A 25153-nucleotide genomic window follows, 5' to 3' on the forward strand; every position below is an offset into this window, starting at 1 on the left:
AACCGGCTGCTGGCTATGCCTTCAGGGGCACAGGCTGCGCAGGAGGCGCTTCAGCAGCAGTTCTTGATGATCGACCCGACAACAAACCGTAGAGGGGTGGGGGCATGAATAGCAGTGTCTTCCATCGCGCACCTCCGGTCTGTGTTGTGAATCGAGGGGTCGAATGTAGCGAGGTTCGCGCGGCCTGTGAAGTGCCATGTGGCGCGATGTCGTGCCGTGTGCCTGCGGCAGAATCAAAAAACCAACACACAGGGAGTGCCATGGATCCGAAGAAGATTTTCGAGGCCGCGCGCGAAGCCGATGTGCAAACCGTGCGTGCATGCATCGAAGCCGGGGCCGACATGGCCGCGGTGAACAAGCAGGGCTTCACCGCGCTGCAGTGCGCCGCGATGGGGTCGAACCAGACCGAGGTCGAGCCGAATCTCGCCGTGTTGCGATTGCTGCTCGAAGCCGGAAGCCCGCTGGAATACATCGGCACCGATGGCCGCACCGCGCTCTACCTCGCAGCCGAATTCGCGCCGACGACCGATGCGGTGGAGTTGCTGCTGGACGCCGGCGCCAACGCCGACGTGAGCGACAGCCACGGCAACCACGTCACGGTGAACGCGATGATGGAAGAGGTGGTCGAGCTCCTCGCACGCGTCACGGGCAAGCCGATTCCCGAACCGCCGCCGCCCGAACCCGATCCCGTGAAGATGACGGCCGCGCAATGGCGCGCCGCGAAGGCAAAGATCGACGAGGTGTTCGATGCGCTGGCGAAGGCCGGGCTCGTCACGCTGCAGGACGCGGGGCAGACGCAGTCCGACGGTTTCTCCGATTGCTCCGAGGCATTTCGCGAGCGCGGCGGCAAGGCGGCCGGCGTGCATGGCTTCTGCTTCTACACACGGCAGGACTTGAATCGCGCGAAGAGCACCAGCCAGCTGTCGCTTGCGTTCTGGGGCGCGCCGAAGGGCGCCGATGCGGACATGCAGCGCGTCGGCGAACTCATCGTCGAACACTTTCGCAAGGCGGGGTTCGAGGTGCGGTGGAATGGGGCGGCGGCGATGCGGCCGGAGGTCGATTTGAGGCAGGCGAGCTCGCAGGCAGCGGAACCCCCGGCCAAGCCGGAACCATCTGCTGCGCTCGCTGAAAAATCGTCGGGCGAGCAAGGCGCCCAGTCGAGCTTTCTCTATTTCACCGGCCAAGGCTCCGACAAGGTCTACCAGGTCCACCTGCGCCCGAAGGACGACGGTTGGGTGGTCGACTACGGCAACGGCCGCCGCGGCGGCACGCTCGCTACCGGCACCAAGACCAGCAGCCCGGTCGCCTTCGAGGCCGCGCTGAAGGTCTACGAAAAGGTCGTGAAGGAGAAAACTTCCAAGGGCTACACGCCGGACCAGTCGGGCGCGCTCTACACCTCGACCGACCTGGCCGGCCGCATCAGCGGCGAGCTGCCGCAGTTGCCCACGCTGATCCTCGAGGAGCAGGTGGCGCGCTACTTCGACGACGCGGGCTGGGGCCTGCAGGAAAAAGCCGATGGCGAAAACCGCATCCTGCTGATCGAGGGCGAGACGGTGCGCGGCACCAACCGCCGCGGGCTCTTCGTGGACATTCCGCAGGCCTGGACCGGTGTAGCCGATGCCGCATCGACGGGCCGCACCGTCATTGCGGGCGAGCATGTGGGCGATGCCTTCAAGGCGTTCGACCTGCTGGAGCTCGATGGCCAGGACCTGCGCGGGGCACCTTTTATCGAACGCTTCGGCCATCTGCAGAAGGCAGCCGGACGCCTGCCGTGGATGGTGGTGCTCGATCTCGAAACCACCGCCGAAGGCAAGCGCCGCCGCGCTGCGCAATTGCTGGCCGCGCACGGCGAAGGCTATGTGCTCAAGGCGCTCGCCGCGCCGTTTGCAGCGGGGCGCAGCACCACGAGCCTGAAGTTCAAGTTCAACCAGAGCGCGACCTGCGAGGTGATTCGCGTGAACGCGCAGCGCTCGGTGGCGGTAGGGCTGCGCGACGAGACCGGCGCGATGGTCGACATGGGCAACGTGACCGTGCCGCCCAACGAAACGCTGCCGGCTGCGGGCACGCTGGTCGAGGTGCGCTATCTGTACCGCTATGCGGGCGGCAAGTTCGAGCAGCCGGTCTACAAGGGGCAGCGGCCGGACATGACGGCTGAGGATGCGGTGCTGTCGCAGGTCACGCGGATCAAGGATCGCGGTGCGGTGATGGATGGCGGAGCGGGATGACTCGCCAGGCCGGCATGACCGGCGAACCAACTTCTCGCCTTTAAAGCTTCCCCGCGAGAACAAGACCTTGATTGGGCGGGGCGCTAAAAGTCATGAATTGAATTTTTTCTGCAATTGCAGCGCTGAAAATTCGCAATAACCGCCACCCCGCCCCAATTCCTCACAGGGGAGACAGCACCCAGGGACTCTTTGCATCCGTCATGAGGTCTTCGGCAATACCGATAATTCCGCCGAGCATCATGGTCTGACCCGCCCAGCTCGCTCGGCCAATGATGTAGCTTTTTGCAAATTGTGGCCAGGAGGAAAAATTGGAAAGCAATTCTTTGTTTGCATACGCAAGAACTCGGTTGAATTCAGCCTGCTCAATGTAAAAATCCGTGCGCAAGACGTGCATTGCGCTGGCGGTGAGCTCAGCGCTGGTTGCTTGCGATTCACCCGATGCCCAGCCGCCTGAGCGAGTGCCCCCAGCGCCTGCTGTCTACACGGTGGTGCTGCCGCCAGTCGTGTATGGGCATTACCAGGGCCGCCAGATGTCCGAATCCGAAGACGCGTGCGGCGTGCCGGACCCGTTGCGCCAGGCGGTACAAGATCAGTTGAAGGCGCGATATGAGGTTGTGCGCCCCGTGTCGGGTCCCGCAGGGGAAGCCGTCCCTGTGCTGAAGATCGAAATCATGGACATCGTGACCGTCAGCGCCGGCGGTCCCACGATCGTGGTCATCCACGCCATGCTCGAACGACCGGGACTGCCAGCTACGCAATTCAAAGGCATGCGCCAGATGCACACCCAAGACGCCGATATCACGGCGGAGACCACCGAATGCAGCGCAATGGACGCAGTGATTCGCGGCTTGGGCGCAGACGTTGCCGCATGGATGCTCAAGCCGGTAGACGGCGTGTCTCTAGTGAACGGAGAGTGAGCTCGCAAGCGGACTGCGAGGTGATCCGCGTGAACGCGCAGCGCTCGGTGGCCGTGGGACTGCGCGACGGAACGGGCGCGACGGTCGACATGGGCAACGTGACCGTGCCGCCCAACGAAGCGCACGGGCGGAAGTTTCTTGGCTCAAGCGCGCGCTGCGCCGCCCTCAGCCCAGTTGCTCTGCAAGCGCGACGATGATGCCCTCGGGCCCGCGGATATAAGCAAGCCGATACGACTCCCCGTACTGCATCTGGCCAATGATTTCCGCGCCATGTGCCTGCATGCGCGCAACGACGTCGTCGATGCCCTCGACGGCAAACATGACGCGGCGAATGCCCAGGGCGTTCACCGGCGTATTCACAGGCCCGAACCTCACGGCCTCCGGCGTGTGGAACTTGTCCAGTTCGATGCCCTGCCCATCGGGAGTGCGCAGCATCGCGATGGTGGACCGGACATCTCCAAGCCCGATGAGCTGCCCGACGGAAGGCCCTTCGACTGTGGTCTGGCCTTCGAGTTCGAGGCCCAGTTCGATGAAGAACGCCTTCACTGCCTCGAGGTCGTCGACAACGATCAGCACGTTGTCCATTCGCTTGATTGCCATGTCTTGGGTCTCCTTTGAGTGGTGTCGTTTGTTTGGGAGAGGCGGCGTCCATGTCGGGCCGTGCAGGCGACTTTACCGACGAACGTTCTGCCCGGGAACTGCTCTCGTTCGATGGACAGGCCGCGATCCATCGCAGCCCTCGGCACACACAGCCAATCGTCAGCTCTCGGTTGCGGGCGGCTTCCGCCGTTCGGCCTCGCTCACCTGAAACAACTCCCCGGCCTTCCGCGCCATATCGGCTGCGAGCCAGAGCACGTTGTCCAGATGCCGAGGCCCTTCGCCGGTGTGCCAGTCGATGTCTTCTCCGTAGCAGATCCACAGCAGGGATTCGAGTTGGGTGAGGGCGTTTTCTAGGAGGTCCGCCGCGTCCTGGGCGTTCTCTTTGGGGGATACCGGCGTGCGGGGCCGGGCTATAGTCTTGGTAGCCATTGGTGTGCGTTCCTTCGAAAGATTGAGCACGTCTTTGGTTAGACGGCCGGGGTGCTACAACACCTCGGCCGTCGCCTTTGATACCTCGCATTCGCGTCGCTGCTTTCGCATCGACAACTCGCCGCGAGGCGAAGCGATTCATCCATTCATGCGGGTCGCTGGGTGTGGCACCTTCCTTGTTCCCTTGGTGGGGTCCTGAGTGGCAGGGGCATTCACTTTAGAGAAGAGCGCGTGCGATGTGGCCTTTGCGCGCATCACGAAGTCTTGATTCGCGCCAACAAATGCAGCTTCGGATGCGTGGCGTAGGCGAACGCCGAACGGGCGCTCTTCGGGTGTCAATTGCGCAATCTTTGAGCGGCGAAATTCACGATCTACAACGCGTGGACCGAGGCTCGCATCGCCCCGTATTTCAGCGTGAGGCCAGCGCAGCGCGCAGCTTCGTCGCAAGCTGCTTCGCCTCTGCAGCCGAGCCAATGTTGGTGAAGCCCATCAGCAGCCCTTCGTCGCGAAAGCTCGCCGTGCCTCGCGTCGAGAGCGGCTGGCAGTTGAGGCCCGCGAGTTGCGCGCGGCGGGCCAGTTCGGTATCGCGTTCGCGGTGCTTGTCGAAGCGCGCGATGAGGTGCATGCCGCCGCTCTTCAAGTCGATGCGTACGTCGTCACCAAAAGCCTTCAGCAATGCGGCCACGAGCATGCCGCGCCGCCGCGCGTAGAGAAGCCGCATCTTCTTCAGGTGACGCGGGAAAAAACCGCCGCGCATGAAGTCCGCGACGACGGCCTGCGTGATCTGCGGGCTGCCGTTGGAGCCGGTCCGCGCGGCTTCGGCGAACGCGGCAGAGAGCGATTCGGGCGCCGCCACATAGCCCAATGCCAAGCCCGGATACAGCACCTTCGAGAAGCTCCCCGCATACAGCACGCGGTCGTGGCCATCGAGGCTCTTGAGCGCGGGCAGCGGCGGGCCGGCGTAGCGGTATTCGCCGTCGTAGTCGTCTTCGATGATCCAGGCTTTGCTTCGCGAGGCCCATTCGAGCAACTGCAGCCGGCGCGCGAGCGACATCGAAACGCCGAGCGGCGCCTGGTGCGACGGCGTGACGATGGCCATTCGCGCGGCGGCCGCCTTGCGCACGCCGCGCGCGACGACCATGCCTTCGTCGTCCACCAGCACGGGCACTGCGCGCAGGCCCTTGCTGCGCAGCACTTCCTGCGTGGGCGGATAGCCCGGGTCTTCGACCCACACCGCGTCGCCCTTGCTGAGCAACGTGTGCGCGATGAGCGAGAGTGACGCGCGATACCCGCCGGTCACGAAGACCTGCGAAGGCTTGCACGACACGCCGCGCGACACCAGCAGGTAAGCCGCGATGGCCGCGCGCAGCGGTGCATAGCCCGAGGGGTTGCCGTAGAACATGTCGGCCGCGGTCGCTGCCCTCGCGCGTCGGGCGGTGAGGCGCGCCCAGAGCTTGCGCGGAAAAGCATCGAGCGCCGGAATGCCCAGTTGCAGCGGCGGTGGAGGCGCGGCATCGGCGAGCACTTCGCCATCGGTGGGGGCTTCGCTCCGCCGACGTTCGCGCCGTGCCGGGCGTTGCGAAGGCAGCGAAGGAGAGACCACCGTGCCCGCTTGCCCTTGCGAGGAGAAATAGCCTTCGCCCATGAGCAGGTTGTAGGCCGTCTCGATGGTGCCGCGCGAAACGCCCAACTCGCTCGCCAGGTCGCGCGCCGATGCCACGCGGTCGCCCGGATGGAGCACGCCCTGCTCGATGGCGGTTCTGAAGCGCGCGTAGATCTGCCGGTACAGCGGCGTCGGCGTGCTGCGGTCGATCTCCAGAAGGGCGGTGGAAGCGGTTTTGTCTTGAATCATGGCCTTGTCATTCTGACGAATCTTGCCTCTTTTTGATGGGACATCGAAAACCTAGGATCGAGCCATCGACCAGAACTTCCAGCAAGAAAAGGACATGCGATGCGCGAGAAGATATTCGTGGCGGGCGCGGCCGGTGCCATCGGCACCGCGCTGGTTCCGCTGTTGACCGAGGCCGGCTACGACGTGTACGGCAGCACCCGCCGCGCCGACCGCGCAGAAGTGCTCGAAGCCCGGGGCGTGACGCCGGTCGTCGTCGATGTGTTCGATGCCGAGGCGCTTCGCGCAGCGTTGCTTCGCGTGAGGCCCGAGATCGTGGTTCATCAACTCACCGATCTGCCGGCCGATCTCGATCCGAAGCTGATGACCGAAGCGGCGCATCGCAACGCCCGCGTGCGCACCGAAGGCACGCGCAACCTCGTGGCCGCGGCGCTGGCGGCGGGCAGCCACCGGCTGGTCGCGCAGAGCATCGCCTGGGCTTATGCGCCGGGGCAGAGGCCGCACGTCGAAGACGATCCGCTCGACCTCGAGGCCGATGGCACCCGCCGCGTGAGCGTGGGCGGGGTGGCGGCGCTGGAGCGCAGCGTGCTGGGGGCCGTCGGCATCAAGGCCACGGTGCTGCGCTACGGGCAGATCTACGGGCCGGGCACGTCGACGGCCGTGCCCAAGGGCGCGAGCCCGGTCCACGTGGAGGCCGCGGCCTGGGCGGCGGTGATGGCGCTGCGGCATGCGCAGGGCGGCGTCTTCAACATCGCCGAGGACAACGCCGAGGTCAGCAGCGAGAAGGCAAAGCGCGAGTTGGGCTGGTATGCATCGCTGCGGCTGCCCAAGGAGCTGGCGGCATGAAGGCGGCGCGACCTCTTCATCGCAGCGAGGTCGGGGCCGGCGTTGCCGCGCTCTCCGTGATGCTGGCAGCGGGCTGGGCATTGATGCCGCACGGCAGCAAGCAGGACGCCGTGCAATGGCTGGACGACGTGTGCAGTGCGGTGAGCCGGCCGATGTTCTCGTCCGCCCCGGCACCCGTGGGTTCGGGCGAGGCGGCACGGCCCGCGACTTCGACCAAGGTGATCTCGTGCGAAGCGCTGCCGCATGTGCCGGGCAAGTCGGTGACCACGGTCATCGTCGACTTTCCGCCGCTCGCTTTTTCGCCGGCGCATCGGCATCCGGGCTCGGTGACGGCGATCATCCTGGGCGGCACGATCCGCTCGCAGCTTGGCGGCGGGCCGGTCGGCACGTACAAGACCGGCGAGACCTTCTTCGAGCCGCCGGGCACGCTGCATGTCTTCGCGGAGAACCCCGATCCGGTGAAGCCCGCGAAGCTGGTGGCGGTGTTCGTGGCGGACGAGAACTGCGGGCCGCTGTTGCTGCCGCCTTGAGCGGGCACGGCAGAACCGCGGCCGGGCAAAGGGGTGAACCCCGCTGCCTCGAACCGCCGGCGTTAGAGTCCCTCGATGGCTCTTACCTACGTCTATCTCGCGGTCGCCATCGTCGTCGAAGTGCTGGCGACCAGCTTCCTCAAAGCATCCGACAGCTTCACCCGGCTGTGGCCCAGCGTGGCCACGGTGGTGGGCTATGCGGTGTCGTTCTACTTTCTCTCGCTCGCGCTGCGCGTGCTGCCTACCGGCATCGCGTATGCGATCTGGTCGGGCGTGGGCATCGTGCTCATCTCAGTGGTGAGCTGGCTGTGGTTCGGGCAGTCGCTGGACGGTCCCGCGATTGCCGGGCTGGGGCTGATCATCGCGGGCGTGGTGGTGGTCAATGTGTTCTCGAAATCGGTGGGGCACTGAGTGGACATGGCGAACCTGTTGCCCAAACTCCCGCTCGGCAAGACGTGGATTCGCGCGAGCGAAGGCGAATCCGGCGATGCCGTGTACCGGCGCAGCGATGGCGCTGCGTTCGCGAAGGTTTCACTCGGCGAGGGCGCGGTGCAACTCGATGAAGAGCGCCGTCGCACCGAGTGGCTCGCGCCGTTCGCGCTCGGGTCGGCGGCCGTGCTGGACTGGCATGCGTCGAGCGACGGCGCATGCCTCGTGACGCGCGCCGTAGCGGGTGTGCCGGCCAGCGATCTTTCCGCGTCGGGCTTGCTGAAGGCGTGGCCATCCATCGCCGAGCGGGTGAGGGCGCTGCACGAAATTCCGGTGGCCGATTGCCCGTTCGCGCGCAGCCTTTCGACGATGTTCGACCGCGCCGCGGATGTCGTCACGCGGAACGCGGTGAACCCGGATTTCCTCGACCCTGAGCACCAGTCCATTCCGCCGCCGGTGCTGCTGGATCGCCTGCGTGCGCAACTGTCCGAACGGCTCGCGCAAGAGACGCGCGACCTCGTGGTCTGCCATGGCGATGCGTGCCTGCCGAACTTCATGGTCGATGCCGAAACGCTGCGCTGCACCGGCTTCATCGACCTGGGACGGCTCGGAACGGCGGACCGGTACGTCGACTTTTCACTGCTGCTCGCCAACGCGCGCGAGACCTGGACGGATGCGGCGCAACCGCTCGCGGCGCGCCAGTCGCTCTTCGAGGCGCATCGCATTTCCACCCCCGACGACGAGCGCCTCGCCTTCTATCTGCACCTGGACCCGCTGACCTGGGGATGAAGCGGGATGGCGGCCGTGCAGGCCACGATTGTTTCCCAGTTGTGAACACCGCGGTTCCTTTTGCCGAGGGTTTTTACTTAGATGGCGGCGCACAATTCATCTCACGGACCAGCCACACAGTTGATTGATCCGAGTGAACAGGGCCCCGAGCGAGGTGGCCGCCCCCGGAGGGACGGTGACCCACCCAAGACCGGTTCGAAATCAACCAAGCAAGAACTTGAACTTGAACTGAACTGAAGGAAATCGAAATGAATGCCTCCAAGCTCCTCTCCGCCGTTGCTGTTGCCCTGATGGCCGTCGCCGGCGCCGCCCACGCTGAAACCTACGAAGGCGTGCACCAAGTGAACTCCACCGTCAGCCGCGCCGACGTCGCTGGCCAGGCCGTGATTGCCGCTCGCAGCGCGAACCCGTACGCCACCGGCGCCAATGCAGGCCCTGCACAAGTGTTCGTCTCCTCGACCAGCCGCGCCGCCGTCCGTGCCGAAGCCGCTGTTGCTGCACGCAGCGAGAACCCGTATGCCGAAGGCGCCTCGTCGCGTGTCGCTCCGGTGCTGGCCAGCGGTGTGGACCGCGCCACGGTGCGTGCCGCAGCCCGCGCCGCTGCTCGCGGCGACGCACTGCCGCTGTAACCACAGCACTCGCCTTCCTCGCCGTCATCGGCGAGCGAACGTACAAAAGCCGGGCCCTGCGAAAGCGGGGCCCGGCTTTTTGTTTGTCGACTCAGGGGAGTTGAGGCTAGACGATGCGTTCTTCGATCGGCCCCACGCGGTCCGGATAGAAGGCCACGTGGTCCTTGATCTGCGAGACCGAATCGTAGGGCGCTTCGTAGGTCCACACCGCATTCACCGAGCGCTCGCCGCCCGCGGGAATGCTGTAGTAGTTGGCCTCGCCCTTGTAGGGGCAGTAGGTGGCGTGCTGCGTGCGCTCCAGCAGCGACATCTTCACGTCCTTGCGCGGGATGTAGTGCACCGTTCCGAAGTGCGATTCGCGCAGCGTGAGCGCCTCGCGCGTATCGGCGACGACGCAACCGTCGACCGACACCACCACGCGGTGCGGATTGCGCGCGATGTTGATGGCATGGTCGGGGCCGGGAATCTTGATGGTTCGTTCTGCAGTGGCGAGCATGAGCAGGCTCCTTCGGTCAGGTCGGGGTGACGGCAAGAAATCGGCGGACGGGCATCTTGCTCCCATGTCGTGACGGTTTGAAGCCCCCTGCGAATCGGCCCAGTGCCGGAGTGGTTAAAGGCCATCCACTCTCGTTGATAACGAATACCGAAGTTCCAAATTTGCTGCCGCGGTGGCGCTTTCCGCGTCAGGCTTCGGTGAGCCGCAGGCCCACCGAGCCCGCAATGACGAGCACGATGCAGCCCAGCCGCGCCGCCGAGAGCGCCTCGCCGAACCACAGCACGCCCATCAGCACCACACCGACCGAGCCGATGCCGGTCCAGATCGCGTAGGCCGGGCCGAGCGGCAGGTAGCGCAGCGCCTTGGCCAAGAGAAAGATGCTGATGAGCGCGGTGAGCACGCCGAGCACCGACGGCACGAGCCGCGTCCAGTCCTCCGATTGCTTGAGCGCCGCGGCCATCGCGATCTCGACGAGGCCGGCGGCCAGTAGAAAAATCCATCCCATGAAAGACTCCTTGTCGTGCGGGGAAAGAGCGAAACCCGATACTTCCCGCCACCTCTCTTCGCAACAAGTACGTACCTTCTGGTAACCATGGGAATTGAAAAGCCGTCGTCGAAAACGCTCGCGCCTGTGGCAGATGAGGCCGACGCTGCGGGCGACGTGTGGAACGCCGGCTGCCCCTCGCGCCGCGTGCTCGAACTCATCGCGAACAAGTGGGCGCTGCTCGTCATTCCGCTGCTGCGCGGCAAGCCGCTGCGCAACAACGAACTGCTGCGCCAGGTCGGCGGCATCTCGCAGAAGATGCTCACGCAGACCCTGCGCGACCTGGAGCTCAATGGATTGGTGCTGCGCGACGACCGGCAGACGGTGCCGCCGCATGTGGAGTACCGGCTCAGCGCGCTCGGCCTGTCGCTCAGCAAGACGCTGCTGGCCGTGGACCGCTGGGCCGACTCGAACCACGCGGCGATCGACCGGGCGCAGCAGGAGGCGCGCGCCCGGTTCTAGGTGAAGTGATGCGTTGCGTTGCGATGCGGCCCGGGCTCAGAACGGCGAGTCGGGGAAGTAGTACTTCGCCGCGTTCTCCTTGGTCACCAGCACCGACGGAATGATCGTCGTCGCCGGCATCGCACCGCCTTCCACGCGTGACTTCGCCGTGAGGTTCATCGCGTCGGCGATCATGCTCGGCGCGTAGGTCACGTCGGCCGAGACGATCTTGTCGCCGTCCATCACCTTCTTGATGTAGCCCTTGGCGCCGGCGCCGCCCACCACCAGCTTCACGTCGTCGCGCTTGGCCTGCTCGATGGCCTTCTGCACGCCCACGGCCATGTCGTCGTCGGAGGCCCACACGGCATCGATCTGCTTGAAGCGCGTGAGGTAGTCCTGCATGACCTTGAACGCGTCGTCGCGGTTCCAGTTGCCGTGCTTGGCATCGAGCACCTTGATGCCGGGGTTGGCCTTCATCACTTCGTTGAAGGCGTCCACGCGCTGGTTGTCGATGACGGTCGGAATGCCGCGCAGGATGACCACGTTGCCCTTGCCGCCCATCGTCTTGGCCATGTACTCGCCCGCCACCTTGCCGAAGCCCGGGTTGTCGCCGGCCACGTAGGCGCTCTGCGCGTTGGGGTCGGTCAGGCCCCGGTCGACCACCGTCACGAACACGCCCTTGGACTTGACCTGCGCGACCGGCTTGGTGAGCGGCGCCGATTCGAAGGGCAGGATGACCAGCGTGTCGATCTTGTTGACCGTCTGCAGGTCCTGCACCTGGTTGGCCTGTTCGGTGGCCGAGCCCGCGGTCTTCACGAAGACCTTGATGCCCGGGTACTGCTTCTCCAGTTCGGCCTTGGTGCGGTTGGCCCAGTACACGACGCCGCCGGTCCAGCCGTGCGTGGCGGCGGGCACCGAGACGCCCATCACCATCGCCTTGTTCTGGGCCAGCGCGGGCATGCTGGCAAGGGCGCACACGGCCAGTGCGATGCCCGAAAAGATTCTTCTGTTCGTCATGGTCTCTTGTCTCCTTCGTTGTAGATAAAGCTAGCTCGTTGGGTTGCTGACTACTTCTTCGCCGGTGTCGTCGTCGTCTCCAGACCCAGCATCCGGCGAAGCTGCTGGGTATCGGTCTCGGCGCCCGCGAAGTCGTCGAAGGCTTTCTCGGTCGTGCGGATGATGTGGCGGCGAATGAATTCCGCGCCCTCGGCCGCGCCGTCCTCGGGGTGCTTGAGGCAGCACTCCCACTCGAGCACGGCCCAGCTGTCGTAGTTGTATTGCGCCATCTTCGAGAAGATGGCGCCGAAGTCGATCTGCCCGTCGCCCAGCGACCGGAACGCGCCCCGCGCGGTTCACCCACGGCTGGAATCCCGAGTACACGCCCTGGCGGCCCGTGGGGCGGAACTCCGCATCCTTGATGTGCAGCGCCTTGATGCGCGAGTGGTAGATGTCGATGAACTCCAGGTAGTCCAGTTGCTGCAGCAGGAAGTGCGACGGGTCGTAGTTGATGCAGCAGCGCGGATGGTTCTTCACGCGCTCCAGCAACATCTCGAAGGTCACGCCATCGAACAGGTCTTCGCCCGGATGCAGCTCGAAGCAGACGTTGCAGTCAGCGTCCTCGAAGGCATCGAAGATCGGGTGCCAGCGCTTGGCGAGTTCGTCGAACGCGGCCTCGATCAATCCGGCGGGGCGCGGCGGCCACGGATAGAGGTAAGGCCACGCCAGTGCCCCCGGAAAGCTCACGTTGCTCTTGAGGCCCAGGTTGCGCGAGGCCTTGGCCGAGAACAGCATCTGCTCCACCGCCCACGCCTGCCGCGCCACGGGGTTGCGCCGGTACGCCTCGGGCGCGAAGCCATCGAAGGCTTCGTCATACGCGGGGTGCACCGCCACGAGCTGGCCCTGCAGGTGCGTGCCGAGCTCGGTGATCTCTACGCCGTTCTCACGCGCCACGCCGGCCACTTCGTCGCAGTAGGTCTTGGATTCAGCCGCCTTCTTCAGGTCAAAGATGCGCGCGTCCCACGAGGGAATCTGCACGCCCTTGAAGCCGAGCCCGCCGGCCCAGCGCGTGATCGATGCCCACGAATCGAACGGTGCGCTGTCGCTGGCGAACTGCGCGAGATAGATGCCTGGGCCCTTGATGTTGGTGGCCATGTCGACGCTCCTGCAAAAAGTTGGGTCAGTCGGAGGAGGGCAGCGCCGCCGCGTTCACGGCAGGTTGTCCTTGAGGTAGATGTCGATGCGGATTCGCTCCTGGTCCGCATGCACCGGCTCGCGCGTGAGGCGAGAAATCGCAAGCCGAAGGGCCGAGCGGATCTCGTGCCCCGCGTCCTGGTTGATGACCGCGGCCATCGTGCCGTCGAGCAGATCGGCGCGCGCGGCGGGTGTGAGTTCGTGGCCGACGAAAACGATCTTTCCCGCGCGCCCGCTCGCCTTGAGCGTGGCCGAGATGCCCGGATTGCCCGCGCCCACGCTGTAGAGCGCCACCAGCTTCGGGTGCGCGGCCAAGAGGCGCGCCGAGAGTTGCCGCGCGAGCTTCGGGTCGTCCTTGCCTTCTATCGGCGGCAGCACGCGCAACCCCGGGTACTCCGCCGCCATCACCTGGCTGAAGCCCAGGCTGCGCTCGGCATGGTCGCGCAGCGAGAGGCTGCCCACGATCACGCCGACCTCACCCTTGGCAACGCCCGAGAAGCGGCCGACCAGCGTGCCCGCGGTGCGGCCGGCGGCCACGTTGTCGATGCCCACGAAGTGCTGGCGCTGCGACTTCGGCACGTCCGACACCAGCGTGATCACGGCGATGCCTTGCGCCACCAGCTTGTCGATGGCCGCCTGCACCAGCGGATGGTCGAGCGCCATCACGACGGCCGTGTCGCACTGGCTGCGCAGCGCGAGGATGCGGCGCGCGAGGCGCTGCGGTTCGAACACGTCGACCTGGTGCGTCTGCGCGCTCACGCGGTGGTCTTCCATCCAGCCGCTGCTGCCGGTGATCTGCTCGCGCAGCATCTCGATGAATGTGTTGTTGCCCGAGGGCAGGAGGAAGCTCACGCGGTGCGGATGCGGCCGTGCGAGGCGTGCGGCCGCCGGGTCAGGGCGGTAGTTCAGCCGCTCGACGGCCTGTTGCACCTGCGCGATCGAGCGCGCGTGCACGCCGGTGCGTTTGTTGAGCACCCGGTCCACGGTGGCCAGGCTCACGTCGGCTTCGCGCGCCACGTCGCTGAGTGTGGCCCGTCCGGTTTGCAGGGGAAGTCGCTGGGTGCTGGAGGGCATGGGGCGGATTTTGAGGTGCGTACCTCATTTTGATGTGGGGGGAAACCCGGGAAGGCGGTTTAGGCCGGGTATGTCGTGCTTCCTGGCGAGGGGAGCGCTGGAAGATTCGGCAGCCGGACGCCCTCTTTTGGCGATACTTCCGCCCGTCACACCCAGAACCAGGAAAAAACATGGCCGATTATCCCCACGACATCTACACAGAACCCGAACCCGATCCGCACACGCTCTCGAACTTGGGCCCGCTCACCGGCCTCGCCGGCATCTGGACCAGCGCCACGGGCCACGACGTGGCACCGAAGGAAGACGGCCCCGAAACGGAGGCCTATGTCGAGCACGCCGAGTTCCAGCCCATCGACGCGCAGACCAACGGGCCGCAGATCTTCTACGGGCTGCGTTACCACGTGCGCATCGTCAAGCCCGACGAGGTCGAGAGCTTTCACGACCAGGTCGGCTACTGGCTCTGGGAGGCCGCCACCGGCACGGTGATCCAGACGCTGACGATTCCGCGCGGGCAGGCCGTCATGGCCATGGGGCACGCGGCCCCCGATGCGAAGTCGTTCAAGCTCGAAGCGGTGCGCGGCGCAGCGACCAACGGCATCCTGTCGAACCCGTTCCTGGAGCATGCGTTCAAGACGCTGCGCTACGACATCTCCGTGACGATCCACGACAACGCGAGCTGGTCGTATGAGCAAGTCACGCTGCTCGACGTGCGCGGCAAGCCCGAGCCCTTTCGCCACACCGACCGCAACACGCTGCACAAGATCGCCGAGCCCACGCCGAACCCGACCGCGCGCGCCGCGCTGGCTCAGCTGGTCGCCGCTTCCACGTCCGCGTGAAACTTCGCCGAGCACCACTCGGTGGCGCCGAAGTAGAGCGAGGCCTGCGCGCCGCTCGCCAGCGTTGACTGCGCCGACACGCCGAGCGCGAAGTCTTCGTCCAGTGCGCCCCAGAACGATGCGACGTTCTTGCGCCAGTAGTTCGTGGCTTTCTCGCTCTTCGGCAGCTCGGGAATCAGCGTGCTCGCGATCACGCGCGAGCGGCCGGGCGCCTCGGGCAGCACGGTGAAGGCGTTGGCGTGGTCGCCCTCGTGCAGGATGAAGGTGGCCGGGAAGAAGAAGTAAATGATGTTCGAGTGCGGGCCGACCTGCCACTCGCTCGAAGGCAAGTCGCGCAAGCCTTCGATGCTGCGCTTGGGCAGGAACAGGCGGTGATGCTGCCGGTCGTGGTCGGCCATCAGCAGGTTGTCATAGAACAGCGCCGCAATGCTGTTGCGGTGCGCGTACTGGAAGTGATAGGTCTCCAGGTTCGCCTCGAACGGAATCTTCCAGTTCGCCGCGTTGTCGAAGGCGTGCTGGTGAAACGGCACCCAGCGGTCGTAGCCCCAAGAGCGCAGATCGGCGCTGAAGCGGCCGAGCCAGGCATCGATGTCGAGCGCGGCGCTTTCCCCCTCGGCCACCGCGCTAGGAACTACCCACACGAAGCCCAGCGCCTCCGCCACCGGCACGCGCGCGAGGCTGCAGTCCGAAGCGGGCGCATGCGGAAAGTCTTCGCCCGAGGGGCGGCCGCGCAACGTGCCGTCGAGCCCGTAGGTCCAGCTGTGGTACGGGCACACGAGCGCGCGCTGGTTCGACAGGCCCGCCGGCTTGAGCCGTGCGCCGCGGTGCCGGCAGGCGTTGATGAATCCGTTGAGCCGGCCGTCCTGTGTGCGCACAAGCAGGAGCGGCAGGCCCGCGACGTCGATGGCGAACGAATCGCCTGCGTTGGCGAGCGATGCCGAAGGGCAGAGCGCCAGCGGGTAGCGGCGAAAGATGCGCTCCACTTCGAGCGCGTGGCGTGCCGCGTCGAGGTAGCGCGACACAGGACTCACAGCCGGTTCGCCGCGCTCGCTGCCGCCGGTTTCGATGAGCGCGAGCGCGCGGCGGATCAGTGCGATCTGTTCTTCTTGCTGCATGTGGCTTGTCTCCGTGCAGGTGGGCTGCGCCCATTGTGTCGAACGGACCGCTTGACCGCTTGTATCAACTGGTCAAGTTACCCCATTGCCACATAGGCAGACTCAGTCCAGCCGCAGCGACCCGAGCCGCGCCACCACCAGGTCGTGCAACGTCTGCGCCGCCACCGACAAGCTGCCTTCACGCCGCTGCACCAGATACAGCGTGCGCGTGAGCGCAGGCAGCGGCAGTGGCTGCGTCACCAGCGTCTCGCGCCAGAAGTGAAAGAGCGTGAGCGCCGGCACCACGCTGATGCCCAGCCCGGCCTCCACCAGCCCCATCACCGTGGCCAGGTGCTCCACCTCGAACACCGCGTTCAGCCGCAGTGGGTGCAGCGCCGCATCGAGCGCCTGCCGCACGCTGCTGTTGCGCGCCATCTGGATGAAGGGCCATGGCGCGATCTTCTTGACCGTGAGGCGTGCTTCGTGCGCGAGCGGATGGTCGGCGCGGCACACGAGGTGAAAGCGATCGGTGCAGAGCTTGCGCGCAAGCAGGTCGCTGTCGGCCGCCGCACTCGAAGCCGCGAGCGCGAAGTCGGCCTGGCCGCTGCGCACCAGCGCGACGCAGGCATCGGACAGCGCATCGTCCAGGTCGATGCGGATACCGGGCCAGGCCTGCATGAACTCCGCGAACACCGTGGGCAGCCAACCCGCCGCGAGCGAGGGCAGGGCTGCGATGCGCACGCGGCCCTTGCGGCGCTCGACGTGGTCGGCCAGGTCGCCCATCGCGCTGCCCATGTCGTCGAGCAGGCGGCGCGCCGCGCTCTCGAAGAGCCGGCCTTCGGGCGTGAGCTGCACGCTGCGCGTGTCGCGGTCGAAGAGGCGCGTGCCGATGGCGTCTTCGAGCGTGCGGATGAGCGCGCTGAACGCAGGCTGCGACAGGTGGCTGGTCTGCGCCGCGCGCGTGAAGTTGCGGTGCTCAGCCAGCGCGAGAAAGGCGCGCAGTTGCCGCGTGGAGAGGTCGGGCGTCTTTCTCATGTCTCGGGCCTTCTTATTTGAAATGCAGATCAATTGATCCGGATTTTCGATTTTACGGATTGCAACCCTTTGCCTACATTGCACCTCGATGAATGCCCAATCACTGCCCCCTTTGCTGATCGGCTGCGCGGCTGGTTTCTCCGGCGACCGCACCGATGCGGCCGGGCCGGTGGTCGATACGCTGATCGCGCGGCTTGCCGATGGCCCCGCCGGGCAGCGGGCCTTTCTGATCTTCGAGACGCTGGCGGAGCGCACGCTGGCACTCGCGCAGCTTCGTCGCCGCGACAACCCGGAGGCCGGCTACGAGCCGCTGCTCGATGCGATGCTGCGGCCGGTGCTCGCGCGTTGCCTCGCGCACGGCATCCGCATCGTGAGCAACTTCGGCGCGGCGAATCCGCGTGCCGCGGCGCGGCACATCGCCCGCATGGCGCGCGAGTTGGGTGCCGATGCGCCGCGCATCGCGGTGGTGGAGGGCGATGACCTTTCCGGCACCGAACATCGCGCGCTGCTGAAAGATGCGCTCGGCCCGCAGGTCGAGGGTTTGCGCGTCGTCAGCGCCAACGCGTACATCGGCGCCGAGCCCATCGCCGCCGCGCTCGATGCGGGCGCGCAGATCGTCGTGTGCGGCCGCGTGGCCGACCCGTCGCTCACCGTCGGCCCGGCCATGTCGCACTTCGGATGGCGCGCCGACGACTGGCACCGCCTCGGCCGCGCCACCATGGCGGGCCATCTGCTCGAATGCGGCGCGCAGGTCTGCGGCGGCTACTTCGCCGACCCGGGCTACAAAGACGTGCCCGGGCTCGAAGCAGTCGGCTTTCCGATTGCAGAGATCGATGCCGACGGCCACTGCACCATCGGCAAGGCCGACAACACAGGCGGCCTCGTGAGCGAAGCCACGGTGAAGGAGCAGTTGCTCTACGAGGTGCACGACCCGGCCGCCTACCTGACGCCCGACGTGGTCGCCGACATCGCCGAAGCCGAAGTGCGCGCGCTGCCGGGCAAGGACCGCGTCGAACTCTCCGGCGTGCGCGGCCATGCGCGACCGAGCCACTACAAGGTCAACGTCTGCCACGAAGGCGGCTGGCTGGCCGAGGGAGAAATCTCCTATGCCGGCCCGCGCGCCGAAGGCCGCGCCCGGCTCGCGGCGGACGTGCTGCGCAAGCGGCTCGACGGGCTCGCAGTGCGCGTCGACCTGATCGGCGCACTGAGCATCCTCGGCGACGACGCCGGCCGCGCGCTCGCCGACACGCCCGACACGGGCCTGCGTGATATGCGCCTGCGTGTCGCCGCAGCGCACGCAGACCGCGCACAAGCCGAGCGCCTGGCGCGCGAGGTGATGGCGCTCTATACCTGCGGCCCCGCGGGCGGCGGCGGCGTGCGCACCGCGCTCACGCCGCGGCTCAACACGCTTTCGTGCCTGTTGCCGCGTGAATCGGTGCTGGTGCGCTTCGAACTGCTCGACGCGGAGGCGCTGGCATGAGCACGCAAGACAACATGATCGAAGTCCCGCTCTACCGCGCAGCCCACGGCCGCACCGGCGACAAGGGCGACCGCTCCAACATCAGCGTGATCGCGTGGCGCGCCGAGTTCTATCCGCTGCTGCTCGAACAGCTCACGCCCGAGCGCGTGGCCGCGCAGTTCCGTCACCGCGCGCCATCGCACGTGCAGCGCTTCGTGCTGCCCAGGCTGCATGCGATGAATTTCGTGCTCGATGCGGTGCTCGACGGCGGCGTCAACGATGCGCTGAACCTTGATGCGCACGGCAAGGCGCTCTCGTTCCTGCTGCTCGACATGCCGATCCAGATACCGCGCGCGCTCGAACCCTTGCTGGCCGGGCCGTAGCTGCAGCGTTCCTTTTTTCCTACTCATCCATCCGGAGACAAAACAATGAAACGATTTCCCCTCGCCATATTGACCACGGCACTCGCGCTGACCCCGCTGCTGAGCCATGCACAGGCCTTCCCCGAAAAGTCCATCACCTTCGTCGTGCCCTTCGCGGCCGGGACCGCCACCGACCAGATCGCGCGTGCGCTCGGCAACAGCATCACGGCCGAGACCAAGCAGCCCGTCATCATCGACAACAAGGCCGGCGCGAGCGGCTTCATCGCCTCGCAGAACGTGGCCAAGGCACCGGCCGATGGCTACACCGTGCTCATCACCACCAACACCACGCACGCCGCCAACGAGCACCTGTTCAAGAAGCTGCCCTACGACCCCGTGAAAGACTTCGCCCCCATCGCCGCGCTCGGCAAGGGCGGGCAGATCATGGTGGTGAACCCGTCTTTCCCCGCCAAGACCGTGGCCGAGTTCGTCGCGCTCGCGAAGAAGGAGCCGGGCAAGTACAGCTTCGGCAGCGGCAGTTCATCGAGCCGCATGGCGGGCGAGCTGCTGCAGCAGATGGCCGACATCAAGCTGCTGCACGTGCCCTACAAGAGCAACACGCTGGCCGTGACCGACCTGCTCGGCGGGCAGATCCACATGATGATCACCGACACCGCCACGGGCCTGCCGCAGGTGAAGGGCGGCAAGCTGCGCGCGCTGGGCATGTCGAGCGCCAGCCGCTCGCCGCTCGCGCCTGACGTGCCCACCATTTCCGAGGCCGGCGTGAAGGGCTACGAGATGGGCTACTGGTTCGCAGCGTACGCGCCCGCGAAGACACCGCCCGCAGTCGTCAAGCGTTTGAACGAGTTGCTCGTGAAGGCCGCGAAGAGCGAGTCGGCGAAGACTGCCTTCTACGAACCGACCGGCACCGAGGTGTTCACCACCTCGCCCGAGGAACTGGCCAAGTTCCAGGCCGGCGAATCGCAGAAGTGGGGCCGCATCGTGAAGGCCGCCGGCATCGAAGCCGAGTGATGCCCCCGCGGTGATGCGCATGCCGTGGCGGAGATCGGCGCCGCGGAATACAGAACACCACAACAGGAGACAAAACCATGAAACGCTGGAGCCTTGCGGCTGCCACGGTGGCTTCGGCCGCCCTTTTTCTGAGTGCCTGCGGCGGAAGCGGCGGTGGAGGCGGGGGCTTCGTGCTGCCGCCCATCGCCGGCAACCCGCCACCCACCACGCAACCGCCGGCTGCGACCGCGCCGAAGTTCAAGCTCGCGATCAGCAAGACCGAAGACGTGCCCGGCACCTTCGGCAGTGCAGGCGCCTACGAGAAGATCAGCGGCACCTTCACCGGCGAGGTCGATCCGAAGGACGCGCGCAACGCGATCATTCAAGACCTGCAGCTCGCGCCGCTCAACGCCAACGGCAAGGTCGAGTACACGTCGGACTTCGTGCTCTTCAAACCCAAGGACATGACGAAGGCCAGCGGCGTGCTCCGCTACGACGCACCGAACCGCGGCAACATCGTGAACCTCGATCCGTACTTCGCCTCGCGCGGCTACGTGTTCCTCACGGCCGCGTGGCAGGGCGACGTGCCCGCAGCCGCCGGCAAGCTCACGCTCAACGTGCCGGTCGCGAAGAACGCCGATGGCAGCACCATCACCGGCCCCTACCGCGCCGAGCTGCTGCCCACAGTGGGGACGAACGATTCGCTGCCGCTGCCCGGCGGCCCCTTCAACGCCGCGATGCAGGCCTACGCCACCGCGAGCCTGGACAACACGAAACCCGGCTACGTGCTCACGCGCCGCATCAACGAGGGCGATGCGCGCCAGCTCATTCCCGCGAGCGAGTGGAAGTTCGCCAAGTGCGGCGCCGGCACGCCATTCCCTGGCACGCCCGACGAGACCAACGTGTGCCTGAAGGACAAATGGGACCCGGCCTACATGTACGAGCTGGTCTACATCGCAAAAGATCCGAAGGTCATGGGCCTCGGCCTTGCCGCGCTGCGCGACATGATCACCTTCTTCCATCGCGACGCGAGCGATGCGGCAGGCACGGCCAACCCGGTGGCCGCGGCGATCAAGAACACCATCGCTTCGGGCGTCTCGCAGTGCGGCAATTTCATGAAGACCTTCGTGCACCTCGGTTTCAACGAGGATCGCGCGGGCCAGAAGGTGTTCGACGGCGTGTTCGCACAAATTGCCGCGCGGCAGACCAACATCAACATGCGCTTCTCCATCCCCGGTGGCGGCGGTGGCGTGCGCACCGACCACACGGCCTTCGGCCAGGCCGGCACGCGCGGCCTCTCGAAGGACTACGTGGACGACGTGGCCCAGCGCCGCGGCGGCATCCTCTCGCGCTGCGAGGCGAGCGGCACTTGCCCCAAGCTCTTCATCGGCTTCAGCGGCACGGAGTTCTGGACCCTGCAGGGCTCGCCGCTGCTCACCGATGCGTGGGGCACCTCAGACCTCGTGCAGCCGGCCAACGCGCGCATCTACTACTACGCGAGCACGCATCATCTGCTCGGTCTTGCATCGCTGCCGGGTGCGAGCGCCGGCGCGCTCTACACGACCAACGCGAACACGAGCGTCATCCCCGTCGTGCGCGCGCTGTACCAGAACCTCGAGGAGTGGGTCGTGAGCGGCACCACGCCGCCCGACAGCCAGGTGCCCAAGATCGCCAACGCGACGCTCGTGCGCCCGGCGCAGGTCAAGTTCCCGGCCGTTCCGGGCGCGAACTACACGGGCCTCGTCAACACCTATTCGCTGCTCGACTGGGGCCCGAACTATCGCCCGCAAGACGAGACCGGTATCGCCACCCAGGTGCCGCCCGCGTACCTGGGCCGCGACTACGCGATCCTCGTGCCACAGGTCGATGCGGACGGCAACGACATCGCCGGCATCCGCAGCATCGACGTGGCCGTGCCCGTCGGCACCAACACCGGCTGGAACTACACGAACAAGCCCGGCACCATCGACCAGGCGGGACTCTTCGGCGCGTACTTCCCGTTCGTGAAGACCACGGCGCAACGCGCCGGCACGACCGACCCGCGGCTCTCGCTGCAGGAGCGCTACACCGACCAGGCGGGCTACGTCGCAGCAGTGACCAACGCGGCCAACGACCTGGTGGCCAAGCGCTTCATGCTGCGCGTCGATGCCGATGCGGCGATTGCGAACGCAACGGCCAACCCCGTGCTGCCCTGATCAATCCGCAACGTGCGCCGCGAACCCGGTGCGGCCCGGCGCAACGTCGGGCCGCAGGGTGAGGGCGGGAATCTCGTAGTCGCCCGCGTTCTGCGGTCGGAAGGCGATGGGTGTCGTCGTCCACAGCGCATCGAGACGATCACCGAGTTCTTCGGTGATGCGCGCATAGGCCCCGTCATCGACCTTGCCCGTGCGGTACACCACGTACGGCGGCAGCACCTCGAAGCCCGGGTAGTAGAGGATGCCGTGGTGAATGGGAAACAGCAGGTCGTCCATCGGCCCGTTGATGCCGCGCGGACTGTAGTGCGGCGCCCAGCCGCCGGTGGTGACCACGAGCATCGCGCGCTTGCCCGCCAGCGTGCCTTCGCCGAAGCGGTCGCCCCAGTGCGTGTCGGAGTGCTCGCCGATGCCGTAGGCAAAGCCATAGGCATACACGCGCTCGACCCATCCCTTGAGGATCGCGGGCATCGAGTACCACCAGAGCGGAAACTGGAAGATCACCGCATCGGCCCACAGCAGCTTCGCCTGCTCGGCGGCGATGTCTTCGGGCTGCGTGCCATCTTCGAAGGCGCGCAGCGAATCGAGCACCGGATCGAAATGCGCGCCGGGCTCGACATGCGCGAAGTCCGCCACATCGAGCGGCGCCTTCCATTGCATCGCATAGAGATCGGACACCTGCACTTCGTGCCCGGCTTGGGCGAGACGCTCCAGCATGAAGTTTTTCAGCGAGCCGTTGAGCGAACGGGCTTCGGGGTGCGCGTGGACGAGGAGGACTTTCACGGTTGAATTGCCTGTGGAATGAAGAACATGCCCGCAGGTTAGGAGCGGTGGCGATATATTGGAAATGAATAGTTCGAATTCCAGCCATTGCCATGAACAATTTCAGCCGCCTCGACCTCAACCTGTTGATCACGCTCGATGTGCTGCTCGCCGAGCGCAACGTCACCCGCGCCGCTGAGCGGCTGAACCTCTCGCAGCCCTCGGTGAGCGTGCAGCTCGCCAAGCTGCGCGAGGCTTTCGCCGACCCGCTGCTGGTGCCTGCGCAGCGCGGCATGCGGCCGACTGCGCGTGCCGACGAACTGCGTGAACCGCTGCGCGAAGCGCTGGAGTCATTGGGCCGCGCGGTGGCGCCCACCAAGCCCTTCGACCCGGCCGAGGCGACGACCACCTGGCGCGTGGCCGCGGCCGACTATGCGGAGTCGGCGATCCTGCTGCCGGCGCTCGCCGGGCTGCGCAAGGCAGCGCCGAACACGCGGCTGGCCGTGGTGGAGGCGGTGCCGTCGCGCATGGCGCGGCAGCTGGAGCATGGGGAGATCGACCTGTTCTTTCACACGAGCGTGGGTGCGCCGGCTGGGCTGCATCGGCGGGTGCTGTTCAACGAGCGCTATGTGCTGGCGGGGAGGGCAGGGCATCCGCGGCTGAAGCGGCGGCCGACGCTGGCGCAGTTCTGCGCGATGGAGCACGTGGTGGTGTCGATGAGCGGCGGCGGTTTTATCGGGCCGACGGACGATGCGCTGGCGCAGATGGGACTGGCGCGCCGCGTGGCGCTGTCGGTGCCGCACTTTCTTTTCATGATGTCGGTGCTGGCCGAGACCGACATGGTGGCGATGCTGCCCGAGCGATTGGCGCGCGGCGCGCCGGGACTACGGGTGGTGGAGGCACCGCTGGAAGTGCCGGGGTATGAGATGGCGATGCTGTGGCATGAAAGGCGGCATCGGGATGCGGGGCATCGGTGGGTGAGGGAGTGGATTGCGGGGAGTTGTGGCGGCTGAGGAGATTGAAATTCGGTGGCGGACAGGTCTTCGAGCGGTATGTCGGGTGACGTAGATCGACTATGGGCAGACGCCCGCTTGATGTTTCGATGTCGGCTCAGATTGAATGCGGGCGGTCGGTGCACCTATCGTGGATGGGTACTATCGGCCATAACCCGTCATTCGACGGCGGTGCTCAGTTCGAGCATCAACGTACGCGTTCGGTCTTGGCGATGCGATTGAACTCTGGCGCGCTTGCCAGGGGCTGTGATCGGGGGGCAAGCGTCGGTGCTGCAGCAAAATCCGGCCTGGAGGCCCAGTAGTGGCCCGGCGTCCTAACTCAAGTCATATTTGGATGTGAAACCTGCGTTGTTAGAAAAAATCGCCGCTGCTCTCGACGCCCGAGGTCTTGAACGACTGGAGCCAGAATTCTGGATTCAAGAGATCGAGCCCGACGTTCAGCTTCTTGTAAGTCTGCGATCAAGACGCGACGCGAGAGGCTTTTGGCTGGAATTCGGTCTCGGAGTCCGCTTTGATGACATCGAGAAGGTTCTTGCGCAGACGATGGGCATCGATTTGTTGGCACAAACTGGGATGCTCGGAGCCGACCTTCGGCACTTGGTTGACCGAACTACAGCCAGCGGTTGGGGCTTCGCATCTGAAGCGGACTTCGAAACGCGTGGCTTCGAACCTCTCATGGAAACTTTCGATCTGGGTCTTTCCAAGATGAAGGAGTACACCGACCGCGCGCGCCTTCGCCTGTTGATTGATAACGCCATATCTGGGATCTTTGAAGAGCCTGTCATGTGTCGATTTCATCACTATGCTCCGATCGTCCTGTACTTGGATGGCGAGATCGCCCTCGCGTCGGAGTTCCTGTGCAAGAAGTTGCAGGAGGCCAAAGAAGAGGCCGGGTGCAAGAGCTCACCCTTTGTCGAAAGCTATACCGCATTTTCCAATGCGCTTCTCGCGCGGATGGCGCACTGAGCAAGTGAGATTTGAGGCTTACACGCGAGAGCCACTAGATGACTTGCGGTGATACACAAGGTCGATTCGGACTAAGCCACTTTCAAGCGGGCTGTGCCTGGGCTTTGCCTGGCTGAACGTCGGCTATGAAGCAGACCGTGGGACTGCAACGCACCCTTTGCGCCGGCAACTCATGCGGCTACAGTCGGCCAGAAGCGGACATTCATCGTTGCGAAAACTCGGCCATAGGTAAACGGCAACTGGAAAAGATCATGCGAATTTTCTACTTGGTTTGGTTTTTCTTTTGCACAGGATGGGGTTACCTCTCTGCGACCTTTCCCTTGGAACAGACTTCGTCTTTGCTAGAGGAAGCATCCTGGTTTCCAGTAGTATTTTTTAGTTCTCTCGTGATGATATGGATCGAGCTCAAGACGCTTCCGGCACAGAAATTGGCCT

General features: G+C 65.7%; 26 protein-coding genes and 1 pseudogene. 15 read left to right on the forward strand and 12 right to left on the reverse strand.

What is annotated here, in order from left to right:
- The first annotated feature begins 260 nt into the window (after positions 1 to 260).
- Positions 261 to 2225 carry an ankyrin repeat domain-containing protein gene (locus QFZ83_RS08510; protein WP_307504959.1) on the forward strand — a complete coding sequence of 655 codons (1965 nt, stop codon included), beginning with the start codon at positions 261 to 263 and terminating at the stop codon, positions 2223 to 2225.
- A 160-nt stretch (positions 2226 to 2385) separates the two neighbouring features.
- On the opposite strand, the gene QFZ83_RS08515 is transcribed toward QFZ83_RS08510, so the two are convergent.
- Positions 2386 to 2619 (reverse strand): DUF1266 domain-containing protein, encoded by a 234-nt coding sequence (locus QFZ83_RS08515; protein WP_307504962.1) that lies wholly within the window; start codon positions 2617 to 2619, stop codon positions 2386 to 2388.
- A 136-nt stretch (positions 2620 to 2755) separates the two neighbouring features.
- Here QFZ83_RS08515 and QFZ83_RS08520 point away from each other — a divergent pair, with 136 nt between their 5' ends.
- Positions 2756 to 3142: a hypothetical protein gene (locus QFZ83_RS08520; protein WP_307504969.1), complete on the forward strand. Its 387-nt coding sequence runs from the start codon at positions 2756 to 2758 to the stop codon at positions 3140 to 3142.
- Positions 3143 to 3307: 165 nt separating this feature from the next.
- Here QFZ83_RS08520 and QFZ83_RS08525 read toward each other — a convergent pair whose 3' ends face one another.
- The 3 genes from QFZ83_RS08525 to QFZ83_RS08535 form a co-directional block, all read right to left on the reverse strand.
- Entirely contained in the window at positions 3308 to 3742 is a 435-nt protein-coding gene (locus tag QFZ83_RS08525; protein ID WP_307504974.1) for a VOC family protein, read from the reverse strand.
- A gap of 159 nt (positions 3743 to 3901) precedes the next feature.
- Positions 3902 to 4171, reverse strand: a complete 270-nt coding sequence (locus QFZ83_RS08530; RefSeq protein WP_013542240.1) for a hypothetical protein — start codon at positions 4169 to 4171, stop codon at positions 3902 to 3904.
- A gap of 409 nt (positions 4172 to 4580) precedes the next feature.
- Positions 4581 to 6023, reverse strand: coding sequence for a PLP-dependent aminotransferase family protein (locus QFZ83_RS08535; protein WP_307504977.1), 1443 nt, complete (start codon positions 6021 to 6023; stop codon positions 4581 to 4583).
- Between the two features lie 99 nt (positions 6024 to 6122).
- Here QFZ83_RS08535 and QFZ83_RS08540 point away from each other — a divergent pair, with 99 nt between their 5' ends.
- The 5 genes from QFZ83_RS08540 to QFZ83_RS08560 all read left to right on the forward strand — a co-directional run bounded on the left by QFZ83_RS08540 (position 6123) and on the right by QFZ83_RS08560 (position 9243).
- Positions 6123 to 6866, forward strand: a complete 744-nt coding sequence (locus QFZ83_RS08540) for an NAD(P)-dependent oxidoreductase (RefSeq protein ID WP_307504980.1) — start codon at positions 6123 to 6125, stop codon at positions 6864 to 6866.
- The gene (locus QFZ83_RS08545; protein ID WP_306878533.1) at positions 6863 to 7396 is read left to right on the forward strand and encodes a cupin domain-containing protein; all 534 of its coding nucleotides are present in this window, start codon (positions 6863 to 6865) and stop codon (positions 7394 to 7396) included. Before QFZ83_RS08540 ends, QFZ83_RS08545 begins: the two co-directional genes overlap by 4 nt.
- A gap of 75 nt (positions 7397 to 7471) precedes the next feature.
- Positions 7472 to 7807 carry an SMR family transporter gene (locus QFZ83_RS08550; RefSeq protein ID WP_042579342.1) on the forward strand — a complete coding sequence of 112 codons (336 nt, stop codon included), beginning with the start codon at positions 7472 to 7474 and terminating at the stop codon, positions 7805 to 7807.
- A 6-nt stretch (positions 7808 to 7813) separates the two neighbouring features.
- Positions 7814 to 8614 (forward strand): APH(3'') family aminoglycoside O-phosphotransferase, encoded by an 801-nt coding sequence (locus tag QFZ83_RS08555; protein WP_307504989.1) that lies wholly within the window; start codon positions 7814 to 7816, stop codon positions 8612 to 8614.
- A gap of 248 nt (positions 8615 to 8862) precedes the next feature.
- Positions 8863 to 9243 carry a helicase SNF2 gene (locus QFZ83_RS08560; protein ID WP_307504993.1) on the forward strand — a complete coding sequence of 127 codons (381 nt, stop codon included), beginning with the start codon at positions 8863 to 8865 and terminating at the stop codon, positions 9241 to 9243.
- A gap of 106 nt (positions 9244 to 9349) precedes the next feature.
- Here QFZ83_RS08560 and QFZ83_RS08565 read toward each other — a convergent pair whose 3' ends face one another.
- Positions 9350 to 9739, reverse strand: a complete 390-nt coding sequence (locus QFZ83_RS08565; protein ID WP_307504996.1) for a DUF427 domain-containing protein — start codon at positions 9737 to 9739, stop codon at positions 9350 to 9352.
- A 187-nt stretch (positions 9740 to 9926) separates the two neighbouring features.
- Positions 9927 to 10244: a multidrug efflux SMR transporter gene (locus tag QFZ83_RS08570; RefSeq protein ID WP_306878526.1), complete on the reverse strand. Its 318-nt coding sequence runs from the start codon at positions 10242 to 10244 to the stop codon at positions 9927 to 9929.
- Between the two features lie 87 nt (positions 10245 to 10331).
- Between QFZ83_RS08570 and QFZ83_RS08575 the strand changes: the two genes are divergently transcribed.
- Complete coding sequence (locus QFZ83_RS08575) at positions 10332 to 10745, forward strand: helix-turn-helix domain-containing protein (RefSeq protein WP_307504998.1); 414 nt, start codon at positions 10332 to 10334, stop codon at positions 10743 to 10745.
- A 36-nt stretch (positions 10746 to 10781) separates the two neighbouring features.
- On the opposite strand, the gene QFZ83_RS08580 is transcribed toward QFZ83_RS08575, so the two are convergent.
- From QFZ83_RS08580 to QFZ83_RS08590, 3 genes and pseudogenes are all read right to left on the reverse strand, one after another.
- The gene (locus tag QFZ83_RS08580) at positions 10782 to 11741 is read right to left on the reverse strand and encodes an ABC transporter substrate-binding protein (protein WP_013542232.1); all 960 of its coding nucleotides are present in this window, start codon (positions 11739 to 11741) and stop codon (positions 10782 to 10784) included.
- A 50-nt stretch (positions 11742 to 11791) separates the two neighbouring features.
- A pseudogene (locus QFZ83_RS08585) lies at positions 11792 to 12875 on the reverse strand (sugar phosphate isomerase/epimerase family protein).
- A gap of 54 nt (positions 12876 to 12929) precedes the next feature.
- Complete coding sequence (locus QFZ83_RS08590; RefSeq protein WP_307505003.1) at positions 12930 to 13988, reverse strand: LacI family DNA-binding transcriptional regulator; 1059 nt, start codon at positions 13986 to 13988, stop codon at positions 12930 to 12932.
- Between the two features lie 170 nt (positions 13989 to 14158).
- On the opposite strand from QFZ83_RS08590, the gene QFZ83_RS08595 reads away from it, so the two are divergent.
- On the forward strand, positions 14159 to 14824 hold the full coding sequence (locus QFZ83_RS08595) for an FABP family protein (RefSeq protein ID WP_306878521.1): 666 nt from the start codon (positions 14159 to 14161) through the stop codon (positions 14822 to 14824).
- Here the strand turns inward: QFZ83_RS08595 and QFZ83_RS08600 are convergent.
- A complete protein-coding gene (locus QFZ83_RS08600) occupies positions 14794 to 15939 on the reverse strand; it encodes an SRPBCC family protein (protein WP_307505006.1) in 1146 nt (381 codons plus the stop codon). The genes QFZ83_RS08595 and QFZ83_RS08600 overlap by 31 nt on opposite strands.
- Positions 15940 to 16041: 102 nt before the next feature.
- Positions 16042 to 16953 (reverse strand): LysR family transcriptional regulator, encoded by a 912-nt coding sequence (locus QFZ83_RS08605; protein WP_307505009.1) that lies wholly within the window; start codon positions 16951 to 16953, stop codon positions 16042 to 16044.
- An 88-nt stretch (positions 16954 to 17041) separates the two neighbouring features.
- Between QFZ83_RS08605 and QFZ83_RS08610 the strand changes: the two genes are divergently transcribed.
- The 4 genes from QFZ83_RS08610 to QFZ83_RS08625 all read left to right on the forward strand — a co-directional run bounded on the left by QFZ83_RS08610 (position 17042) and on the right by QFZ83_RS08625 (position 21980).
- Complete coding sequence (locus QFZ83_RS08610; RefSeq protein ID WP_307505012.1) at positions 17042 to 18433, forward strand: acyclic terpene utilization AtuA family protein; 1392 nt, start codon at positions 17042 to 17044, stop codon at positions 18431 to 18433.
- A complete protein-coding gene (locus QFZ83_RS08615; protein WP_307505015.1) occupies positions 18430 to 18795 on the forward strand; it encodes a hypothetical protein in 366 nt (121 codons plus the stop codon). Before QFZ83_RS08610 ends, QFZ83_RS08615 begins: the two co-directional genes overlap by 4 nt.
- A 45-nt stretch (positions 18796 to 18840) precedes the next feature.
- Positions 18841 to 19806, forward strand: coding sequence for a tripartite tricarboxylate transporter substrate binding protein (locus QFZ83_RS08620; RefSeq protein ID WP_307505018.1), 966 nt, complete (start codon positions 18841 to 18843; stop codon positions 19804 to 19806).
- Between the two features lie 77 nt (positions 19807 to 19883).
- The gene (locus tag QFZ83_RS08625) at positions 19884 to 21980 is read left to right on the forward strand and encodes an alpha/beta hydrolase domain-containing protein (protein WP_307505020.1); all 2097 of its coding nucleotides are present in this window, start codon (positions 19884 to 19886) and stop codon (positions 21978 to 21980) included.
- Here QFZ83_RS08625 and QFZ83_RS08630 read toward each other — a convergent pair whose 3' ends face one another.
- Entirely contained in the window at positions 21981 to 22760 is a 780-nt protein-coding gene (locus QFZ83_RS08630; protein ID WP_307505023.1) for an NAD(P)H-dependent oxidoreductase, read from the reverse strand. It lies immediately after the preceding gene.
- A gap of 92 nt (positions 22761 to 22852) precedes the next feature.
- On the opposite strand from QFZ83_RS08630, the gene QFZ83_RS08635 reads away from it, so the two are divergent.
- Together QFZ83_RS08635 and QFZ83_RS08640 are read left to right on the forward strand one after the other, a co-directional pair.
- A complete protein-coding gene (locus QFZ83_RS08635; protein WP_307505024.1) occupies positions 22853 to 23752 on the forward strand; it encodes a LysR family transcriptional regulator in 900 nt (299 codons plus the stop codon).
- Positions 23753 to 24082: 330 nt separating this feature from the next.
- Positions 24083 to 24718, forward strand: coding sequence for a hypothetical protein (locus QFZ83_RS08640; protein ID WP_307505027.1), 636 nt, complete (start codon positions 24083 to 24085; stop codon positions 24716 to 24718).
- The last annotated feature ends 435 nt before the right edge of the window (positions 24719 to 25153 follow it).

Source organism: Variovorax sp. W1I1, assembly GCF_030815625.1.
In the GTDB taxonomy this organism is placed as follows: Bacteria; Pseudomonadota; Gammaproteobacteria; order Burkholderiales; family Burkholderiaceae_C; genus Variovorax; species Variovorax paradoxus_C.

Bases quoted from the DNA above. Each gene is read 5' to 3' on its own strand.
- QFZ83_RS08595 (WP_306878521.1), top strand. From the start codon at position 14,159: ATGGCCGATTATCCCCACGACATCTACACAGAACCCGAACCCGATCCG.
- QFZ83_RS08560 (WP_307504993.1), top strand. From the start codon at position 8,863: ATGAATGCCTCCAAGCTCCTCTCCGCCGTTGCTGTTGCCCTGATGGCC.
- QFZ83_RS08580 (WP_013542232.1), bottom strand. From the start codon at position 11,741: ATGACGAACAGAAGAATCTTTTCGGGCATCGCACTGGCCGTGTGCGCC.
- QFZ83_RS08525 (WP_307504974.1), bottom strand. From the start codon at position 3,742: ATGGCAATCAAGCGAATGGACAACGTGCTGATCGTTGTCGACGACCTC.
- QFZ83_RS08550 (WP_042579342.1), top strand. From the start codon at position 7,472: ATGGCTCTTACCTACGTCTATCTCGCGGTCGCCATCGTCGTCGAAGTG.
- QFZ83_RS08625 (WP_307505020.1), top strand. From the start codon at position 19,884: ATGAAACGCTGGAGCCTTGCGGCTGCCACGGTGGCTTCGGCCGCCCTT.
- QFZ83_RS08565 (WP_307504996.1), bottom strand. From the start codon at position 9,739: ATGCTCGCCACTGCAGAACGAACCATCAAGATTCCCGGCCCCGACCAT.
- QFZ83_RS08570 (WP_306878526.1), bottom strand. From the start codon at position 10,244: ATGGGATGGATTTTTCTACTGGCCGCCGGCCTCGTCGAGATCGCGATG.
- QFZ83_RS08620 (WP_307505018.1), top strand. From the start codon at position 18,841: ATGAAACGATTTCCCCTCGCCATATTGACCACGGCACTCGCGCTGACC.
- QFZ83_RS08545 (WP_306878533.1), top strand. From the start codon at position 6,863: ATGAAGGCGGCGCGACCTCTTCATCGCAGCGAGGTCGGGGCCGGCGTT.
- QFZ83_RS08540 (WP_307504980.1), top strand. From the start codon at position 6,123: ATGCGCGAGAAGATATTCGTGGCGGGCGCGGCCGGTGCCATCGGCACC.
- QFZ83_RS08555 (WP_307504989.1), top strand. From the start codon at position 7,814: ATGGCGAACCTGTTGCCCAAACTCCCGCTCGGCAAGACGTGGATTCGC.
- QFZ83_RS08610 (WP_307505012.1), top strand. From the start codon at position 17,042: ATGAATGCCCAATCACTGCCCCCTTTGCTGATCGGCTGCGCGGCTGGT.
- QFZ83_RS08600 (WP_307505006.1), bottom strand. From the start codon at position 15,939: ATGCAGCAAGAAGAACAGATCGCACTGATCCGCCGCGCGCTCGCGCTC.
- QFZ83_RS08615 (WP_307505015.1), top strand. From the start codon at position 18,430: ATGAGCACGCAAGACAACATGATCGAAGTCCCGCTCTACCGCGCAGCC.
- QFZ83_RS08530 (WP_013542240.1), bottom strand. From the start codon at position 4,171: ATGGCTACCAAGACTATAGCCCGGCCCCGCACGCCGGTATCCCCCAAA.
- QFZ83_RS08575 (WP_307504998.1), top strand. From the start codon at position 10,332: ATGGGAATTGAAAAGCCGTCGTCGAAAACGCTCGCGCCTGTGGCAGAT.
- QFZ83_RS08590 (WP_307505003.1), bottom strand. From the start codon at position 13,988: ATGCCCTCCAGCACCCAGCGACTTCCCCTGCAAACCGGACGGGCCACA.
- QFZ83_RS08515 (WP_307504962.1), bottom strand. From the start codon at position 2,619: ATGCACGTCTTGCGCACGGATTTTTACATTGAGCAGGCTGAATTCAAC.
- QFZ83_RS08510 (WP_307504959.1), top strand. From the start codon at position 261: ATGGATCCGAAGAAGATTTTCGAGGCCGCGCGCGAAGCCGATGTGCAA.
- QFZ83_RS08535 (WP_307504977.1), bottom strand. From the start codon at position 6,023: ATGATTCAAGACAAAACCGCTTCCACCGCCCTTCTGGAGATCGACCGC.
- QFZ83_RS08635 (WP_307505024.1), top strand. From the start codon at position 22,853: ATGAACAATTTCAGCCGCCTCGACCTCAACCTGTTGATCACGCTCGAT.
- QFZ83_RS08605 (WP_307505009.1), bottom strand. From the start codon at position 16,953: ATGAGAAAGACGCCCGACCTCTCCACGCGGCAACTGCGCGCCTTTCTC.
- QFZ83_RS08520 (WP_307504969.1), top strand. From the start codon at position 2,756: ATGTCCGAATCCGAAGACGCGTGCGGCGTGCCGGACCCGTTGCGCCAG.